General features: G+C 70.3%; 12 protein-coding genes and 1 pseudogene. 5 read left to right on the top strand and 8 right to left on the bottom strand.

Going from position 1 to position 17249, the window contains the following annotated elements:
• Nucleotides 1-180: 180 nt before the first annotated feature.
• Both OHN74_RS14810 and OHN74_RS14815 read left to right on the top strand, forming a co-directional pair.
• Nucleotides 181-591 (top strand): rodlin, encoded by a 411-nt coding sequence (locus OHN74_RS14810; RefSeq protein WP_327695037.1) that lies wholly within the window; start codon nucleotides 181-183, stop codon nucleotides 589-591.
• 384 nt (nucleotides 592-975) lie between these two features.
• Nucleotides 976-1383, top strand: a complete 408-nt coding sequence (locus OHN74_RS14815) for a rodlin (protein ID WP_327695038.1) — start codon at nucleotides 976-978, stop codon at nucleotides 1381-1383.
• A gap of 87 nt (nucleotides 1384-1470) precedes the next feature.
• On the opposite strand, the gene OHN74_RS14820 is transcribed toward OHN74_RS14815, so the two are convergent.
• Nucleotides 1471-3414 carry an AMP-dependent synthetase/ligase gene (locus OHN74_RS14820; protein ID WP_327695039.1) on the bottom strand — a complete coding sequence of 648 codons (1944 nt, stop codon included), beginning with the start codon at nucleotides 3412-3414 and terminating at the stop codon, nucleotides 1471-1473.
• 173 nt (nucleotides 3415-3587) lie between these two features.
• Between OHN74_RS14820 and OHN74_RS14825 the strand changes: the two genes are divergently transcribed.
• Complete coding sequence (locus tag OHN74_RS14825; protein ID WP_327695040.1) at nucleotides 3588-4196, top strand: chorismate mutase; 609 nt, start codon at nucleotides 3588-3590, stop codon at nucleotides 4194-4196.
• Nucleotides 4197-4299: 103 nt separating this feature from the next.
• Here OHN74_RS14825 and OHN74_RS14830 read toward each other — a convergent pair whose 3' ends face one another.
• From OHN74_RS14830 to OHN74_RS14840, 3 genes are all read right to left on the bottom strand, one after another.
• Nucleotides 4300-5880: a vWA domain-containing protein gene (locus tag OHN74_RS14830; RefSeq protein WP_327695041.1), complete on the bottom strand. Its 1581-nt coding sequence runs from the start codon at nucleotides 5878-5880 to the stop codon at nucleotides 4300-4302.
• Between the two features lie 157 nt (nucleotides 5881-6037).
• Complete coding sequence (locus tag OHN74_RS14835; protein ID WP_327695042.1) at nucleotides 6038-6910, bottom strand: ABC transporter permease; 873 nt, start codon at nucleotides 6908-6910, stop codon at nucleotides 6038-6040.
• A complete protein-coding gene (locus OHN74_RS14840) occupies nucleotides 6907-9573 on the bottom strand; it encodes an alpha/beta fold hydrolase (RefSeq protein ID WP_327695043.1) in 2667 nt (888 codons plus the stop codon). Before OHN74_RS14840 ends, OHN74_RS14835 begins: the two co-directional genes overlap by 4 nt.
• Nucleotides 9574-9750: 177 nt before the next feature.
• Here OHN74_RS14840 and OHN74_RS14845 point away from each other — a divergent pair.
• Together OHN74_RS14845 and OHN74_RS14850 are read left to right on the top strand one after the other, a co-directional pair.
• A pseudogene (locus tag OHN74_RS14845) lies at nucleotides 9751-10206 on the top strand (GNAT family N-acetyltransferase).
• A 74-nt stretch (nucleotides 10207-10280) separates the two neighbouring features.
• Entirely contained in the window at nucleotides 10281-11126 is an 846-nt protein-coding gene (locus tag OHN74_RS14850) for a hypothetical protein (protein ID WP_327695044.1), read from the top strand.
• 74 nt (nucleotides 11127-11200) lie between these two features.
• On the opposite strand, the gene OHN74_RS14855 is transcribed toward OHN74_RS14850, so the two are convergent.
• From OHN74_RS14855 to iolD, 4 genes are all read right to left on the bottom strand, one after another.
• The gene (locus OHN74_RS14855) at nucleotides 11201-12754 is read right to left on the bottom strand and encodes an alpha/beta hydrolase (RefSeq protein WP_327695045.1); all 1554 of its coding nucleotides are present in this window, start codon (nucleotides 12752-12754) and stop codon (nucleotides 11201-11203) included.
• Between the two features lie 220 nt (nucleotides 12755-12974).
• A complete protein-coding gene (locus OHN74_RS14860) occupies nucleotides 12975-13676 on the bottom strand; it encodes a 2-phosphosulfolactate phosphatase (RefSeq protein WP_327695046.1) in 702 nt (233 codons plus the stop codon).
• Between the two features lie 124 nt (nucleotides 13677-13800).
• On the bottom strand, nucleotides 13801-15303 hold the full coding sequence (mmsA, locus tag OHN74_RS14865) for a CoA-acylating methylmalonate-semialdehyde dehydrogenase (protein ID WP_327695047.1): 1503 nt from the start codon (nucleotides 15301-15303) through the stop codon (nucleotides 13801-13803).
• Between the two features lie 14 nt (nucleotides 15304-15317).
• Nucleotides 15318-17219, bottom strand: coding sequence for a 3D-(3,5/4)-trihydroxycyclohexane-1,2-dione acylhydrolase (decyclizing) (gene iolD, locus OHN74_RS14870; protein WP_327695048.1), 1902 nt, complete (start codon nucleotides 17217-17219; stop codon nucleotides 15318-15320).
• Nucleotides 17220-17249 lie beyond the last annotated feature (30 nt).

The raw sequence follows: 17249 nt of genomic DNA on the forward strand, positions 1-17249 counted from the left end.
TCGCTCGTTCACCCGATTGGCCCGTCCCGGCCTGGAAATTCGTGCCACGGCCCGACTGACACGCCCCTCGGGAACACCCCAGTTCGTAGGCCATCGGAGTGAACCGCAGCAACTATGCGCGCCGAAGGCAGTTGATCAGAGCGCTCCGGTGGACGGGGTTTCTTTCGAAGGGACTAGCAAGTGATCAAGAAGGTTATGGCTGCCGCCGCAGTCGCCGCTTCCGTCATCGGTGCCTCCGCCGCGGTCGCGCCGCAGGCCATGGCGATCGCCAACGACGGTGGCACGACCTCCACCAGCGGCAACGGCGCCATCCAGAAGTACGGCAACTCGGCCACGTACGGCAACATGAGCCCCCAGATGGCGCTCATCCAGGGCTCGCTCAACAAGCCCTGCATCGGTCTGCCGGCCAAGGTCAACGCCGGTTCGCTCGTCGGCGTCGTGCCGATCGCCGTCCAGGACATCCCGGTCCTGTCTGCCCCGCAGAACCAGCAGTGTGTCGAGAACTCGACGCAGGCCAAGGGCGACGAGCCGCTGTCGCACATCCTCAGCGACATCCCCGTGCTGTCCGGCAACGGCGTCGGCAACAACTGATCCGCAGCACCAGTACCACCGGCGACGACCAGGCCGGGCGTACACCTGGGCTCTTCGAGCCTTCACCAGCGGGCCGCCGGATTCCCGGCGGCCCGCTGGCCTGCGTTGCGTCAGATGACGCCGGAACAGCCCTTGTTCCGGTTTTCCGGGCTTCCCGTCTCTCCCGGTTGTGCGGGATCGCGCCGCCGTGCGTGACAACCGGCCGAGGTGGGCCCCTGAGCCGGGCGGTCGGGCGGATGAGCAAGCGGCCCTCTTCCCCCGAACAACTGCCCCCACACCTCAATCACTGGGCCAAACGGGGCAATCACCGCAACCCCGGCCGGGGTCGGACCGTTGACGATCACGCAGCTCCTCACCGGAGTCCGCTTTTCGAAGGGAATGAACATGAAGAAGCTGTGGGCAACCGCGGCCATCGCCGCCTCCGTCGCCGGTATCTCGGCGACGGCAGCACCCCAGGCCCTGGCGATCGCCGATGACGGTGGCACCACCTCCATCAGCGGCAACGGCGCCGAGCAGGAGTTCGGCAACTCGGCCACGTTCGGTGACATGAGCCCGCAGCTCTCGCTGGTCCAGGGTTCGCTGAACAAGCCGTGTGTCGGCCTCCCGGCCAAGCTCAACGTCGGTTCTGTCGTCGGCCTGGTGCCGATCGCCGTCCAGGACATCCCGATCCTGTCGGCCCCGCAGAACCAGCAGTGCGTCGAGAACTCGACGCAGGCCAAGGGCGACGAGCCCCTGTCGCACATCCTCAGCGACATCCCCGTGCTGTCCGGCAACGGCGCCGGCAACAGCTGAGCCTCCCCGCTCGGTTGCGGCGGCGGGTCACCGGTTCTCCGGTGGCCCGCCGTTCGGCGTTTGTGGCTCTACCTCACCGCCTCGGGCCTACTTGCTGTACAGCGCCTCGATCTCGGCCGCGTACGCCTCCCGTACCGCATGGCGTTTGACCTTGAGGGACGGGGTGAGCTGGCCGTTGTCCTCGGTGAACTCGCCCTCGACCAGGGTGAAGGCGCGGATCGACTCGGCCCGGGAGACCGCCGCGTTGGCGTGGTCCACGGCCCGCTGGACGTCGGCGCGCATCCGGGGGTCGCCGATCACCTCGGACATCGGGGTGTCGGCGGGCATCCCCCGGACCGTGAGCCAGTGGGCGACGGAATCGGGGGCGAGGGTGATCAGGGCGGCGACGAAGGGGCGGTTGTCGCCGACGACCATGCACTGGCCGATCGGCGCCCGGCTGCGCAGCCGGTCCTCCAGGACTGCCGGGGCGACGTTCTTGCCGCCGGAGGTGACGAGGATGTCCTTCTTGCGACCGGTGATGGTGAGGTAGCCGTCGTCGTCGAGGGCGCCGAGGTCGCCGGTCGCGAACCAGCCGTCGCTCAGTACCGCGTCCGTCGCCGCCGGGTTGTTCCAGTAGGCGCCGAAGACGACCGCGCCCTTGAGGAGGACCTCGCCGTCGTCGGCGATCCGGACGGCGGTGCCGGGGACGGGCAGACCGACCGTGCCGGGGCGGGGGGCCAGGGGCGGGACGAGGGTGGCGGCGGAGGTCGTCTCGGTCAGGCCGTAGCCCTCGTAGACGATGATTCCGGCGGCGTAGAAGAAGAGGCTGAGGTCGCGGTCGAGCGGGGAGCCGCCGCTGATGGCGTAGCGCATGCGTCCGCCCAGCTCGTTGCGGATACGGCGGTACACGAGCAGGTCGTACAGGGCCCAGGCGGCGTAGAGGGTGAGCCCGGGGCCCTTGCCCTTGCCTTTGTCCTTTCCTGTGCCGAGGAACTTTTCGAGGTACGCCTCCGCGAAGCGGACGCCGATGCGGTGGGCGCGGTCGAAGGAGGCGGCGCGGCCCATCTTCTCTGCGGTCGCGCGGCCGGCGGCGTGGATCCGCTCGAAGAGATACGGGACGCCCACCAGGAAGGTCGGCTTGAACTCCTTCAGCATCGGGCGGAGTTCGTCGGGCTTGATGCTCGGGAAGTGGCCGATCTCGATGCGGGCCATCAGACAGCCGATCTGAAGAGCCCGGCCCATGATGTGGGCGAGGGGGAGGAAGAGGAGGGTCGAGGCGGTCTGGCCGGTGACCTCCTTGAAGATCGGGTGCAGCAGTTCGACGACGTTGGCGGCCTCGGCGTGCAGGTTCGCGTGGGTGAGGACACAGCCCTTCGGCTGGCCGGTGGTGCCGGAGGTGTAGCAGATCGTCGCAGTGGTGTCGGGGGTCAGAGCCGCGCGCCGCTTGGTCACCTCCTCGTCCGACACCTCCCGTCCCAGGGATGTGAGTTCGGCCATCGCGTCCTCGTCCAGGGTGAGAACGCGCGGGGGTTCGGGGTGGGCGGCCGTGCCGGTGATGACGGTGGCCGTGTTGTCCGGCGTCTCCGTGACGACCAGGTGGGCCCCCGAGTCCCGGACGATCCAGTCCACTTGGGCTGCGGACGAGGTGGCGTAGACGGGGACGGTCTGGCCGCCGGCCGCCCAGATCGCGAAGTCCAGAACCGTCCACTCGTAGCGGGTACGGGACATGACCGCTACCCGGCCGCCCGGTTCGAGGCCGGCGGCTATCAACCCCTTGGCGGTGGCGGTGACTTCGGCGGCGAAGGCGGCGGCGGTGATCGGGCGCCAGGTGCCGTCGTCCGTACGGCGGCGCAGGATCACCGCGTCGGGGGCCTCGGCCGCGTTGGTGTGGGGCAGGTCGGCGATGCTGCCCGTGGTGGGGGCCGCCACGATGGGGAGGGCGCTCGCCTCGCGGACGGTGCCTGTCTTCTCGTCGCGGATCAGCTCGATGCGGTGGCGGGCCGCCAGGTCGGTGCGCCGCTTCGCCTGCTTCAGATCCTTGCGTACGCCCATGACGCTAGCTCCCGGTGGCTGGTTCTGCTCCTGATCCCGGGTCAAATTACCGGTGCGTAGCGGAAGTTCAATGGGTCGCGCAGAAGCAGATCATCCGGGGCGGATATTTTGCTGCCTGGCACAGGATTTCGGTCCGGTGCCGGCTCGACCTCCCCCCACCGAAAGGAAACCCCGTGCGGTCTGTTCTTCTCGCCGTGTGCGCGTCGGCCGTCCTGGCCGTCTCCGGCGCCGCACCTGCTGTGGCTCACACAGCAACTCCCGTACGAGTAAGCAGTGTTGCCCTCTCCCCCGCGCCCTCGCCGACTTCGCTGACCTCACTGACCGACCTGTTCGCCGAGCGGCTGCTGGTGGCCGACAAGGTCGCCGCCGCCAAGTACGGCACCGACAAGCCGATCGACGACCCGGTACGCGAGCAGCAGATCCTGACCGACGTCTCCGCGCGAGCCGTCGGGCTCGGTCTCGACCCGGAGGCGGTCGCCGCCGTGTTCCGGGACCAGATCGAGGCGAACAAGGTGGTCCAGCGAGGGCTGTACGCCCGTTGGGACGCGCATCCCGAGCTGCGGCCCACCGAGCGGCCCGATCTGGTCAAGGAGGTCCGGCCGATTCTGGACCGGATCACCACCGAGTTGCTGGACGCGCTGAAGGAGACGGAGACGGTTCGGTCGGGGGACTCGTGCGAGCTGCGGCTTGTGCTTGCTGCGGGGCGCTCCGCTTGGGGGTACCGGTTGGACGGTCTGCATCTGGAGGGGCTTCGGCGGGCTGTTCCGTCTGTGTGCGGTTAACGGGCCTTCGGTTGTTTCTTGACCGCGGGGCGCTGGGGGCTGGTCGCGCAGTTCCCCGCGCCCCTGTCGGGCGGTGCTCACATCCGGCGTTCACCAGCACCGTTCAGTCCTCGTAGCGGTTCGCCTGGTCTATTGCCTCGGCCAGTTGGCGTACTGCCTTGTCCTCTGTCGCGTTCGCCAACTCGTCTGCCCTGTCGGCCAGTTCCCCGAGTGACGGGGCTCCCGGCAGGGTGGTCCAGCCGTCGTCGCCCCTGCGCAGGGCGTCGGCGAAGTAGGCGGCCACCGCGGTGACCTGGAGACGGGACGGGGCGTCCCAGAGCGCCTCGTCCACCGCTTCCGACTCCAACTGGCCCGATTCCTCGTGGGGTTCGCGGGTGTCGGGGTCGAGCCAACGGACGGTCGCCGTGGCCAGGTGGCCCGAGGCGGACTCCTTGGTGCGGACGGCGTAGAGGGCGGTGACCGTGTGGCCGGGGCCCACCTCGCCCCCGTCCACCCGGTCGTCGCGGAAGTCGTCGTCGGCGACCCGGCGGTTGTCGTAGCCGATCAGTCGGAACTCGGCGACCGTCTCCGGGTCGAAGGCCACCTGGGCCTTGGCGTCGCGGGCCGTGAGGTCGATGTTGCGCGGGAGCTGGTCGCAGAACACCTCGCGGGCGTCGGTCTCGTTCGAGACGTAGGTGGTGTGGCCGTCGCCCTTGTCGGCGAGCTGCTCCATCAGGGCGTCGCCGTAGTCGCTGCCGACGCCGACACCGAAGAGGGTGATGCCGTGTTCACGGCGGGCGTCGGAGATGCGGTCGAGGATCGATTCGGCCTCCGTGTCGCCCGTGTTGGCGAGCGCGTCCGAGACGAGAACGACCCGGTTGGTGGCACCCTCGCGCAGGCCCTCGACGGCTGTGGCGTAGCCGGTGCGGACGCCCGCGCCGAGGTTGGTCGAGTCGGTCGGTTCCAGTTCGTCGATCGCGTCGTGGACGCGGTCGCGGTGGTCGTCGAGGCGGGTCATCGGCAGGACGGTCTCGGCCTCGTCGCTGAAGGTGACGATCGCCACCGAGTCGTCGTCGCGCAGTCGGTCCGTCATCACGCCGAGGGAGTCCTTGGCGAGGTCGAGGCGGCCGGGCTCGGCCATGGAGCCGGAGATGTCGATGACGAAGGTGAGAGCGGCCGGCCGGCGTTCGCTCTCCTGCTCGGCGGAACGGGTGGCGAGGCCCACGCGGACCAGGGACCAGTCCTCGCGGTCGGTGCGGGCGCCGTCGACGGTGACCGAGAAGCCGTTGCCGTCGGGGCGTTCGTAGTCCTGGCGGAAGCTGTTGACGAACTCCTCGGGCCGGACCGTCGACGGGTCGGGGCGGTGGCCGTCGGCGAGGGTGCGGCGCGCGTAGCCGTACGAGGCGGTGTCGACGTCGAGGGCGAAGGTGGAGAGGTAGTCGGGGGACGGGGCGAAGTCTCCTTCCGTCTCACCCTCGCTTCTGCTCCGGTCGCCGTCCTGCTGTCCGCCGGAGCCACTGGACCGGGCGGGCGCGGGTGCGTAGCCCGAGCCTCCGCCGGAGTGCTGGCCGCTGTCCGCTCTGCTGCTCTGGCCGCTGTCGGCGCTGTCGGCGCTGCAACCGGTGAGCAGCAGCCCGCTCGCGGCCGTCACCGCTATCAGCGCACCCCGCAGGCGTTGTGTTCGGCGTATCCGGTTCCGCTCCATCTGCCGTGCCCCCTCCGCCCGTTGGCGTCGGACGACGTCAACTTCTGTGACTGTGACGCTGGAGGGGGCCGGAATGTGCGGTACGGGGTGTTGCGGATGGATCTCGAAGTGGCCACGGGAGGCGGCCGTCGAGACCGGTAGGTGATCCTCCGGTGACCTAGGAGACGACGTCCTTGCGGGCGAAACCCCGGAAGGCCAGGGCGAACAGGATGAGGGCGTACGTTACCGAGACGGCCGTCCCCTGGATCATGCCGCCCCATTCCGGGCGGGGCTGAATGGCGTCGGCCCACGCGAACTGCCAGTGCGCGGGCAGGAAGTCGCGCCAGTCGCCGAGGGCCGTCACGGCGTCCAGGACGTTGCCGACGATGGTCAGGCCGACGGCGCCGCCGACCGCTCCCAGGGGGGCGTCCGTCTTGGTCGACAGCCAGAACGCCAGTCCAGCGGTGACCAGTTGGGACACGAAGAGGTAGCCCACGACCACCACCAGACGCTGGGCCGCCGTGCCCGCGGCGAGCGAACCCCCGGTGGGGATCTCCAGCGGGCCCCAGCCGTAGGCAGCCGTGCCGACCGCGATGGCCACGACCGGCAGCAGGACCATCGCGGCGAGGCTCATGCCGAGGGCGACGGCGAGCTTGGACCAGAGGAGGCGGGCGCGCGGCACGGGGGCCGCGAGCAGATAGCGCAGGGAGGACCAGCTGGCCTCCGAGGCGACCGTGTCCCCGCAGAACAGGGCGACGGGGATGACGAGCAGGAAGCCCGCGGAGACGAAGAGGTTGACGGCGACGAAGTTGGCGCCGGACGCGGTGGCCGTGTCCATCAGGGAGACCTGGCCGTTGCGGCCACCGGGCTCGCCGCCGATCGCGAACGCGGCGACGAGGATGAACGGCAGCGCGGCGAGGATGCCGCCCATGACGAGCGTACGGCGGCGCTTGAGCTGGCGGACCAGCTCGACGCGCAGGGGCAGTGTCCGCCGGGCGCGGTACCCGTCGGCCGTCTCCGCCCGCTCCACGATCGTGTTCGTCGTGCTCATGCGGAACCTCCGATCAGGGTGAGGAAGGCGTCTTCGAGGCGCCGGTGGGGGCCCACCGACTCCACGGGCACTTCGAGGCGGACGAGTTCGACGACGAGGCGCTGGGCGCTGCCGTCCTCGGGGGCGAGGCGGACCAGGAGTCCGTCGTCGGTGCGTACGGCGGAGACGATGCCCGGCAGAGCGGCGACCTTCTCGACGAGCGGCTCCTCCACGGGGGTGGTGGTGCCGACGAGCAGGGTGTCGCCGGAGCCGATGATCTCGCTGACCGGACCGGCCTGGACCAGCTTGCCGCGGTCCATGACGACGAGGTGCGTGCAGGACTGCTCGACCTCCGCCAGCAGGTGGCTGGAGACGATCACCGTGCGGCCCGCCTCCGCGTACCGGATCAGCACCTCGCGCATCTCGCGGATCTGGGGCGGGTCCAGGCCGTTGGTCGGTTCGTCGAGGATGAGGAGGTCGGGCAGGCCGAGCATGGCCTGGGCGATGGCGAGGCGCTGGCGCATGCCCTGGGAGTACGTGCGGACAGCGCGCGCGAGTGCGTCGCCGAGGCCGGCGATCTCCAGGGCCTCCGCCATGTGGGCGTCCTCGGCCGGACGGCCGGTCGCCTGCCAGTACAGCTCCAGGTTCTCGCGGCCGGAGAGGTGCGGGAGGAAGCCGGCGCCCTCGACGAAGGCGCCGACGCGGGAGAGGACGGGGGCGCCGGGGCGGATGGCGTGCCCGAAGACGCGGATCTCGCCGCCGTCGGGCCTGATGAGGCCCATCAGCATGCGCAGGGTGGTGGTCTTGCCGGCGCCGTTGGGGCCGAGGAGTCCGAGGACCTGACCCTTCTCGACGCGGAACGACACGTCCCGTACGGCGTACCGGTCCGACGACTTCGCGTACCGCTTGCTCAGGTCGGTGATCTGCAGCGGGACTCCGGCCAGTTCGGGGTCCGGGGCGGAGGGTGCCGCCGTACGCCGGCGGCCGGACAGGAGCAGGGCCAGGGCGATCGCGGCGCCCGCGAGGGGCAGCCACCACACCCAGGCGGGCAGCCCGGACGAGGCCGTGGTGACGCCGGAGGCGGTGGGGATCCTCAGGTCGCTCGTGACGGAGACGGTGTACGTGGCCGGGGCGACGGGTGATGCGAAGCCGAGGTCCGTGGAGGCGAGGACCAGGCGGAGACGGTGGCCCTGTTCGACCTCGTGGTCGATGGCCGGGAGGGTGATCGTGACGTCCTTGCCCTCCTTGGCGCCCTCGACCCTGAGGGGGGTGACGAGCTGGGAGGGCAGCACCTGCTGCCTGCCGTTCGCCGAGACGTCGTACACCTTGGCGAAGAGGACGGCGTCGTCGCTGGTCGACTTGATGTGGACGGTGACCGTGGGGGAACCGGTGATCCGTACGTCGTCGGCGACCGGGGCCGATTCGAAGCGGGCGTTCTGCCCCGGGAAGTCGATCGAGACGCCGACTCCGAGCGAGGAGAGCTGGGAGAGACCGCTCGCCGCGCCGAGGCCGGGCAGGGAGGAGACTGCGGGCGGGTTGGCGCCGGCCGGGTTGTCGAACGTCTGCTCCTTACCGGTCAGGGCGACCTCGCGCCGGCCGCTCTCCAGCCCCGGGTAGGTGTCCGAGGTGGCGCCGCGCAGGGTCGCCGCCCCGTCCGTGGAGTCGACACCGCCGGTGCGGGTGACACGGAAGGCGGGCCCGGTGTCGGCGCCCTTGTCGTCCTTCAGGTACCGGTCGAACCACGAGTTGATCCGGGATTCGACGCGGCTTGTCTCCATGTCGCCGCCGTCATGGCCGCCCGCGATCCAGTCGACGTCCACGGGAGCGCCGTTGGCGCGGATCGCCTTCGCGGCGGCGTCGGCCTGGCCGAGCGGGAAGAGGGAGTCCGTCTGGCCCTGGATCAGCAGGGTGGGCACCTTGATGCGGGCGCCGACGGCGGAGGGCGAGCGCTCGGTGAGGAGTTCGGTGGCCGCCGCGTCCGGCTTGCCGGCCTCGGCGACCCGGTCGTACATCTCGCACAGCGTGGCCTCGAACCGGTCGCAGCCGCCGCCGGTGTTGATGAAGATGCCGGCCCACTGCTTCTTGAAGACGCCGTTCGGGAAGAGGGCGTCCGCGAGGTTCCAGTAGGTGATCGCGGGCGCGATGGCGTCGACCCGGTCGTCGTAACCGGCGGCGAGGAGCGAGATCGCGCCGCCGTAGGAACCGCCGGCCATACCGACCCGCGGGTCGCCCTTCTTGTCCAGCTGGACCTCGGGGCGCGCGGCCAGCCAGTCGATGAGCTTCGAGACGTCGGCGACCTCGGTCTTCGGGTCGTTCAGCCCGATCTTCCCGGTCGATCTGCCGAAGCCCCGGGCGGACCAGGTCAGTACCGCGTACCCGTCGCGGGCGAGGTTCTGGGCCTGGGACCGTACGTCGTCCTTGCTGCCGCCGAAGCCGTGGGCGAGGAGGACGGCGGGGCGGCGGTCGGAGTCGGACCCCGCGGTGAAGTACGAGGTGTCGATACGCACCCCGCCGCCCATGTCCATGACCCGGTCGGCGCGGTGCACCGCGGGCGCGTCGTCCGAGGCGACGGCCGTCCACGTACCGGCACCGGCGAGCAGGACGACGGCGGCGGCCACGACGGCGACCAGCCGCCGGGGCCGCCGGGGCCGTGCTCCCCGCAGTCCGGGCATTCGAAGATCCATGCGTCAACGGTACGGGCCGCCACCGACATCCGGGGCAACCGGCGGTCGGAACCTCGCGCCATCCTGGCGGCGTACGGCACGGGGTCGGCGTACACCAGGCGTGGTACGAACGGGAACGTGGAGATTCGGTCTGTGGGGGTTCCGTCCGAGGGGGTTCCGTCTGTGGAGGTTCGGTCCATGGAAGTTCGGCCTGTGGAGATTCGCCGCGCCATGACGGTCGCCGAGGTGGCCGCCGCCGAGCACCTTTTCGACCATCCGGTCCGCACGGAGTGGGCGGAACGTTTCCTGAGGTCCGCCGGACATCACCTGTATCTGGCCTACGAGGCTGCCGATGCGGCAGCCCCCCTCGGCTTTGTGAGCGGCGTCGAGACCGTCCACCCCGACAAGGGCGCGGAGATGCTGCTGTACTAGCTGGGGGTGGCCGAGTCGCACCGGCGCAGGGGGATCGGGCGGGCGCTGGTGCGGCGGCTGGCCGACCTCAGCCGCGAACGCGGGTGCTACGGCATGTGGGTGCCGGTCGACACCGACAACGACGTCGCCCTTGCCACGTATCGCAGCGCGGGTGGGAAGGACGACGAAGTGTGCGCGGTGGTGAACTGGGGGTTCGGTCAAGTATGCGAAAACTCTTCGTAGTGATGTCCGTACTTCGCACTACAGTTCAGTAATTCCGTGTCCACAAGGGACACACAGCAACGGGGTGGGGACACATGAAGCTGCGGTACACCGCTGCCTGGGTGGGGTTCACGGCGGTGACACTGGTCGCGGTCTCCGGGTGCGGCGCGGGGAGCGTCAAGCAGGCGGCCGACGCGGTGGACGACACAGGCGCGATCATGGCGGCGCTCGCCCGGGCGACCGACCGGACCGAGCAGTTGGGGTCCGCCGAGATCTCCATGACCACCGACCTGGCCAACGGCAGCGGCCCGGTTCGTATGGAGGGCACGTACTCCTGGGGCGACGGATTCGCGTACGACGTCGAGATGGACACCAAGGCCGCGCAGATGCAGGAGGTCCAGGACGCCCCGACCATCCGCATGCTGTTCGTGGACGGCGACTACTACTACGACGTCGACCCGCAGCCCTCCGGCCCCCTCAAGGGCAAGGAATGGATGAAGATCGACGGCTCGGCCGTGTTCGGTGAGAAGGGCGCCCAGGCGTTCAGCGGGAACACCGGGGGCGGCAGCCCGTCGGCCACCATGCGCAGCCTCAAGTACGCGCAGGACGTGAAGGACCTCGGCGAGCAGACCCTTGCCGGACAGCGCACGACCCACTACCGGGCCGTGATCGACACGAGCCGACTGGGCAGGTTCAAGGACGCCTACGGCGACAAGGACAGTCTCGTCAACTCGATGACCGGCGGCGGGACTTCCATCGACATGGACGTCTGGGTCGGCGCCAAGGACCTGCCGGTCCGGATCAAGCAGGTGGTCGGGAAGATGACCGTCACCATGGATTTCCGGAAGTTCGGCGCCACGGCCAAGGTCGCACCGCCGCCGGCGGCGCAGACCGCCGATGTCAGCGACCTGATCAAGCAGACCGCCAAGAAGCAGGGCTGAGCACACCCGACCTCCCGGGTGGGCGATGAAGGACAGAAGCACAGCCGGGGCCGCCCGGCGGATCCGTACGGCTCTCAGGACATGCTGCCCCGGCACACCTTCCCCACGGCCGGGGTGCGGCCCGTGCGGAGGTATGTGTCGACCGCCTCCGTGACGCAGCGGTTCTGCGGGTATGTGCCGTGGCCCTCCTCCTCGGCCGTCAGGAGCACGCCGACACCGTCGCCCAGGGCGCGGGCCATGTGGCGGGCGCCGGGATACGGGGTGATCGGGTCGCCGGTACCGCCGACCACCAGGACGGGGGCCGCGCCGTCGGCGTTCACCTGGAGCGTGGCGCGTTCGCCGTCGAACGGCCAGTCGTAACAGAGGTAGACGCCGTTGGACCAGGCCGCGCCGAAGACAGGTGAGGCGGCTTTGACGCGGGCCTCGTCCCTGTCGAGGCGTTCGAGGTCAGGACGCAGGCTGGAGTCCGCGCACGTGATCGCGACCAGGGCGGCGCGGCTGCTGTCGCTCGGGGCCGGCGCGCGGTCGGCGGAGCCGAGGTCGCCAGCGCCCTTGCTCAGCGGACCGCCGTCGTTGTGGTCGATCAGCGCGGTGAGGGCCTCGGCGAGCGGCGACCAGCCGTCTGTCCCGAGGTCGAGATGGTCGCTGACGGCGTACGCGAGGTCGTCGGCGTCGAGGTTCCCTCCGCCGCCGGTTGGGGCGGGCGTCTTCTCCAGGCGGTCGGCCAGGCGCGCCATGCGTCGCGCGGCCTCCTCGGGCCCATCGCCGGTCGGGCAGTGGCTGATGTGGGCCGCGCAGTGCGCGGCGAACCGGTCGAACGCCGCCTGGACCGCCTTGACCTGCGACACCTGATCCTCGTTGAGGTCCTCGGTCGGATCGACGGACGCTTCAAGGACGAGCCGTCCGACATGCGACGGGTACAGGTGGGCGTAGACCGCGCCGAGCGCCGTTCCGTACGAGACGCCGAAGTAGTGAAGCCGCTCGTCGCCGAGGAGGTAGCGCATCAGGTCGAGGTCGCGCGCGGTGTGCGAGGTGCCGACGTACGGGAGGAGCGCCCCGGAGTGTTTGGCGCAGGCCTCGGCCCCGTCGTAGCCGGTGTCGTCCGCGGTCCTGCCGCAGCGCACGGGGATGGTCGCGCCAACGCCGCGCGGGTCGAAGGAGACCAGGTCGTAGCGGTCGAGGAACGGCTCGTACTCGTCGAGGAATTCGGGCAGTCCGATCACACCGGACACGCCGGGGCCGCCGAAGTTGAGGACGAGCGAGCCGATGCGCCGGTCGTTGGGGCCGGTGGCCTTACGGCGGATCAGGGCGACGTCGATCGTCCTGCCAGCTGGTTTCCGGTAGTCGAGGGGGGCCTTCATGACGGCGCAGTCGTAGCCCGTGCGGGCGGTGGGCGGCGAGGTGCAGCGGGACCAGCGGAGGTGCTGGCCGGTGGTGACCGCGGTGGGCAGACCGGCGGGCGGGTTGTTCGCGGTGAACTCCGTACGCGGCTCCGCACTCCGGCCGGGAGCGTCGCGCTGAAACCAGGCGCCGACAGCCCCGATCGCGGCGAGGAGGACCACGGCGACGATCCGCGCACCGATCGAAAGGCCCGTGCCGCGGCTTCGTATCGGCTGTGCGTCACTCATCGAAATCCCCGCGCTCCCGCCCCTGGACACCCGCCCCGTGCCCGCTTGCCCGAGTCCGTGATCGTCCGATCGTCGAATGAGCGCAGAGTACAAGCCGTCTCTGACAGCAGCTCAGCTCCAGGCGACCGCGTGCCGCGTGCCGCGTGCCGCCTGCCGCCTGCCGCCTGCCGGGGATCGACACCCTCACCATGGGCGCACACCTCTGAACTCTCCCCGGCGATCAAACCGGAGCGTTGTCCGTCAGCGGGGGCACGGTGTACGGGCGCAGGACCATGAGTGAGCCCTCCGGCTCGGCCGTCATGGCGAAGGGGAACCGGTCGAGCTCAAGACAGAGTTCGACGTCGTCGGAATGGACTCCCTGACGCACGCCCTCGGACAGTTCGGTGGCCGCGCGCGACCTGGCGGCGCGGTGGAGGAACTCGGCGGGATCCGTCACGGGCTCGGTGGCTCTCCGGGCGATGTACTGAGCGCACGCCAGATCCTCGTCGGCCCGGCCGTCCTCGCCGGTGACCACGAACGTGACGCTGTCACTGCTGCGGGCCCGCAAGAGCCTTGCCGTCGCCTCCGCCACCACGAAGCCGGCGCACAGCACCAGCGACGCCTCCTTGACCGCGAGGGCGCCTACCGTCCCTGCCGTGGTCTTCTGTACGACGGTTCGTCCGCGAAGGTCGGCCGACCGCAGCATGCCGGGTGAGTTGACCATGTCGAATCCGGGGGCGGGCGGACCGTCCTTGAGCGCCATCCAGTCCGGGTGGGCCGCCTTGAGCGCGAGGGCGTCGTCCAGCGACTCGGCGAGAACGATCTTCTCCGCTCCTTGGGCGAAGACCCAGGCAGCCACGGTGTAAGCACGCATGACGTCGACCACGACCGCCACGGACGGGGTTTCGGCCAGCTCGGGGATACCGAGGAAGTGAGCGTCCATGGTCATCATGATCGCTTACGCCCGGCCCGGAGCATCCAGGATTATTCACGTCCGGCCGGGAACTGCCATGCCCGCCGACCTGGAAGTAGCAGGTCGGCGGGCATGCGCGGAGGATGCTCGGTGCTCAGTGGTTGCGCGGGAAGCCCAGGTCCACGCCCGAGGGACCGTCCGCCGGGTCGGGCCAGCGGGTCGTGACGACCTTGCCGCGGGTGTAGAAGTGGGTGCCGTCGTTGCCGTAGATGTGGTGGTCCCCGAAGAGGGAGTCCTTCCAGCCGCCGAACGAGTGGTAGCCCACCGGGACGGGGATCGGGACGTTGACGCCGACCATGCCGGCCTCGACCTCCAGCTGGAAGCGGCGGGCCGCGCCGCCGTCCCGGGTGAAGATCGCGGTGCCGTTGCCGAAGGGGGAGGCGTTGATGAGGGCCAGGCCCTCCTCGTACGTGTCCACGCGCAGGACCGTCAGGACCGGGCCGAAGATCTCGTCCTGGTAGGCCTTCGCCGTCGTCGGCACCTTGTCGAGGAGCGAGATGCCGATCCAGTGGCCGTCCTCGAAGCCGTCGACCGTGAAGCCGCTGCCGTCGAGGACGACCTCCGCGCCCTCGGCCGCCGCGCCGGTGACGTACGAGGCCACCTTGTCGCGGTGGACCTTGGTGATGAGCGGGCCCATCTCGGAGGTGGGGTCGTTGCCGGGGCCGATCTTGATCTTCTCGGCGCGCTCGCGGATCTTGTCCACCAGCTCGTCGCCGATCGCGCCGACCGCCACGACCGCGGAGATCGCCATGCAGCGCTCGCCCGCCGAGCCGTAGGCGGCGGAGACGGCGGCGTCGGCCGCCGCGTCCAGGTCCGCGTCCGGGAGGACCAGCATGTGGTTCTTGGCGCCGCCCAGGGCCTGGACCCGCTTGCCGTTCGTCGAGGCCGTGGTGTGGATGTAGCGGGCGATCGGCGTCGAGCCGACGAAGGACACCGCCTTGACGTCCGGGTGTTCGAGGAGGCGGTCGACCGCCACCTTGTCGCCGTGGACGACGTTGAAGACGCCGTCGGGCAGGCCCGCCTCGGCGAACAGCTCGGCGAGCTTGATGGCCGCCGACGGGTCCTTCTCGGACGGCTTCAGCACGAAGGTGTTGCCGCACGCGATGGCGATCGGGAACATCCACATCGGCACCATGGCCGGGAAGTTGAACGGCGTGATGCCCGCGACGACGCCGAGGGGCTGGCGGATCGACGAGACGTCGACGCGGCTCGCCACCTCCGTCGACAGCTCGCCCTTCAGCTGCACGGTGATACCGCAAGCGAGTTCGACGATCTCCAGGCCGCGGGCGACCTCGCCGAGCGCGTCGCTGTGCACCTTGCCGTGCTCGGCGGTGATCAGCTCGGCGATCGCGTCGCGGTTGGCGTCGAGCAGCGCGCGGAACTTGAAGAGGATGGCGCTCCGCTTGGCGAGCGACGAGGTGCCCCAGGTCGCGTACGCGTCCTTGGCCGCGGCTACGGCCGCGTCGACCTCGTCGACCGTCGCGAAGGCGACGTTCGTGGTGACCGCGCCGGTCGCGGGGTCGGTGACCGGCCCGAACGTGCCCGACGCGCCTTCGACGGTCTTGCCGCCGATCCAGTGGTTGACGATCTTCGTCATGCCCAGGTTCTCCTTCACAGATGGCGGCGTCGGGTAGAGACGTGCCGTTCGTACAGCTCACGTGCCTTGACCGCCGACGGGCGGGTCGCGGTCTCGGCCACAGGAACATCCCACCAGGCCTGCGCCGGAGGCGCGCCCGACACTGTGTCTGCCGTTTCCGTCTCGACGTAGACACAAGTGGGAGTGTCGGCGGCACGGGCCTCGGCGAGCGCCGCCCGCAGCTCCCGTACCGTCTTCGCGCGCAGGACGCGCATGCCCAGGCTCGCCACGTTGGCGGCCAGGTCCACGGGCAGGGGGGCGCCCGTGTACGTACCGTCGTCCGCCTGATAGCGGTAGGCGGTGCCGAAGCGCTCGCCGCCCACCGATTCCGACAGACCGCCGATGGACGCGTAGCCGTGGTTCTGGATCAGGAGGAGCTTGATGGCGATCCCCTCCTGTACGGCCGTCACGATCTCCGTCGGCATCATCAGATACGTGCCGTCGCCCACCAGCGCCCATACGGGACGCTCGGGCGCCGCCAGTTTCACACCGATCGCGGCTGGTATCTCGTATCCCATGCAGGAATAGCCGTATTCGAGGTGGTATTGGTCGTACGACCTCGCGCGCCACAATTTGTGCAGGTCGCCGGGGAGCGAGCCGGCCGCGTTGATGATCACGTCCGACTCGTCGGCGATGGCGTCCAGCGCTCCCAGCACCTGCGGCTGCGTCGGGCGTACGTCCGGCTCGTCGGCCTCGTAGGCGGCGTCGACGCGCTGTTCCCAGCGTTCCTTGTCCTCGGTGTACTCGCGGGCGTACGCGTCCGTGACCCGGTGGTCGTGGAGCGCCAGTGCCTCCGTCAGCTGCTCCAGGGCGCTGCGGGCGTCCGCGATCAGCGGGGTAGCGGACAGCTTGTGGCCGTCGTACGGGGCGATGTTGAGGTTCAGGAAGCGGACGTCCGGCGTCGCGAACAGGGTGTTGGAAGCCGTGGTGAAGTCCGTGTAGCGGGTGCCGATGCCTATCACCAGGTCGGCCAGGCGGGCGAGTTCGTCCGCCGTCGCCGTTCCCGTGTGGCCGATGCCGCCCACGTCCTGGGGGTGGTCGTGTCGCAGCGAGCCCTTGCCCGCCTGGGTGGAGGCGACGGGGATGCGGGTCGCCGAGGCGAACTCCGCCAACGCCTCCTCGGCGCGGCTGTGGTGGACTCCCCCGCCCGCGACGATCAGGGGACGGCGGGCGGCACGGATCGCCCGTACCGCTTCGGTCAGTTCGTCGGCGTCGGCGGCCGGGCGGCGTACGTGCCACACGCGGTCGGCGAAGAACTCGTCCGGCCAGTCGTACGCCTCGGCCTGAACGTCCTGCGGGAGAGCGAGAGTCACGGCACCTGTCTCGACGGGGTCGGCGAGGACCCGCATCGCCTGCAGCGCGGCCGGGATCAGCGCCTCGGGACGCGTGACACGGTCGAAGTACCTCGACACCGGGCGCAGACAGTCGTTGACCGACACGTCACCGGCGTACGGGACTTCGAGCTGCTGGAGGACCGGGTCCGCCGGGCGGGTCGCGAAGGTGTCGCCGGGCAGAAGCAGGACGGGGAGGTGGTTGATCGTGGCGAGCGCGGCACCGGTGACGAGGTTGGTCGCGCCCGGGCCGATCGACGTCGTCACGGCGTGCGTGGAGAGACGGTTGGACTGACGGGCGTAGCCGACTGCCGCGTGGACCATGGACTGTTCGTTGCGGCCCTGGTGGAACGGCATGGCGTCGCCGTATTCGACGAGTGCCTGGCCGAGCCCGGCGACGTTCCCGTGGCCGAAGATGCCCCAGGTGGCCTCGATCAGGCGGCGGCGGACGCCGTCCCGCCCGGTGTACTGGGCGGCCAGGAAGCGCACGAGCGCCTGCGCGACCGTGAGTCTCGTCGTCGAGGTCGTCGAGGTGGGCGGGGTCATCGGTGTCCCCCCGTGCTGTGTGCGGGTGCC

Source organism: Streptomyces sp. NBC_00459 (assembly GCF_036013955.1).
In the GTDB taxonomy this organism is placed as follows: Bacteria; Actinomycetota; Actinomycetes; order Streptomycetales; family Streptomycetaceae; genus Streptomyces.

Coding starts and splice junctions, on each gene's coding strand:
- iolD (WP_327695048.1), bottom strand. CDS start 17,219: ATGACCCCGCCCACCTCGACGACCTCGACGACGAGACTCACGGTCGCG.
- OHN74_RS14840 (WP_327695043.1), bottom strand. CDS start 9,573: ATGGATCTTCGAATGCCCGGACTGCGGGGAGCACGGCCCCGGCGGCCC.
- OHN74_RS14850 (WP_327695044.1), top strand. CDS start 10,281: ATGAAGCTGCGGTACACCGCTGCCTGGGTGGGGTTCACGGCGGTGACA.
- OHN74_RS14835 (WP_327695042.1), bottom strand. CDS start 6,910: ATGAGCACGACGAACACGATCGTGGAGCGGGCGGAGACGGCCGACGGG.
- mmsA (WP_327695047.1), bottom strand. CDS start 15,303: ATGACGAAGATCGTCAACCACTGGATCGGCGGCAAGACCGTCGAAGGC.
- OHN74_RS14820 (WP_327695039.1), bottom strand. CDS start 3,414: ATGGGCGTACGCAAGGATCTGAAGCAGGCGAAGCGGCGCACCGACCTG.
- OHN74_RS14860 (WP_327695046.1), bottom strand. CDS start 13,676: ATGGACGCTCACTTCCTCGGTATCCCCGAGCTGGCCGAAACCCCGTCC.
- OHN74_RS14830 (WP_327695041.1), bottom strand. CDS start 5,880: ATGGAGCGGAACCGGATACGCCGAACACAACGCCTGCGGGGTGCGCTG.
- OHN74_RS14815 (WP_327695038.1), top strand. CDS start 976: ATGAAGAAGCTGTGGGCAACCGCGGCCATCGCCGCCTCCGTCGCCGGT.
- OHN74_RS14855 (WP_327695045.1), bottom strand. CDS start 12,754: ATGAGTGACGCACAGCCGATACGAAGCCGCGGCACGGGCCTTTCGATC.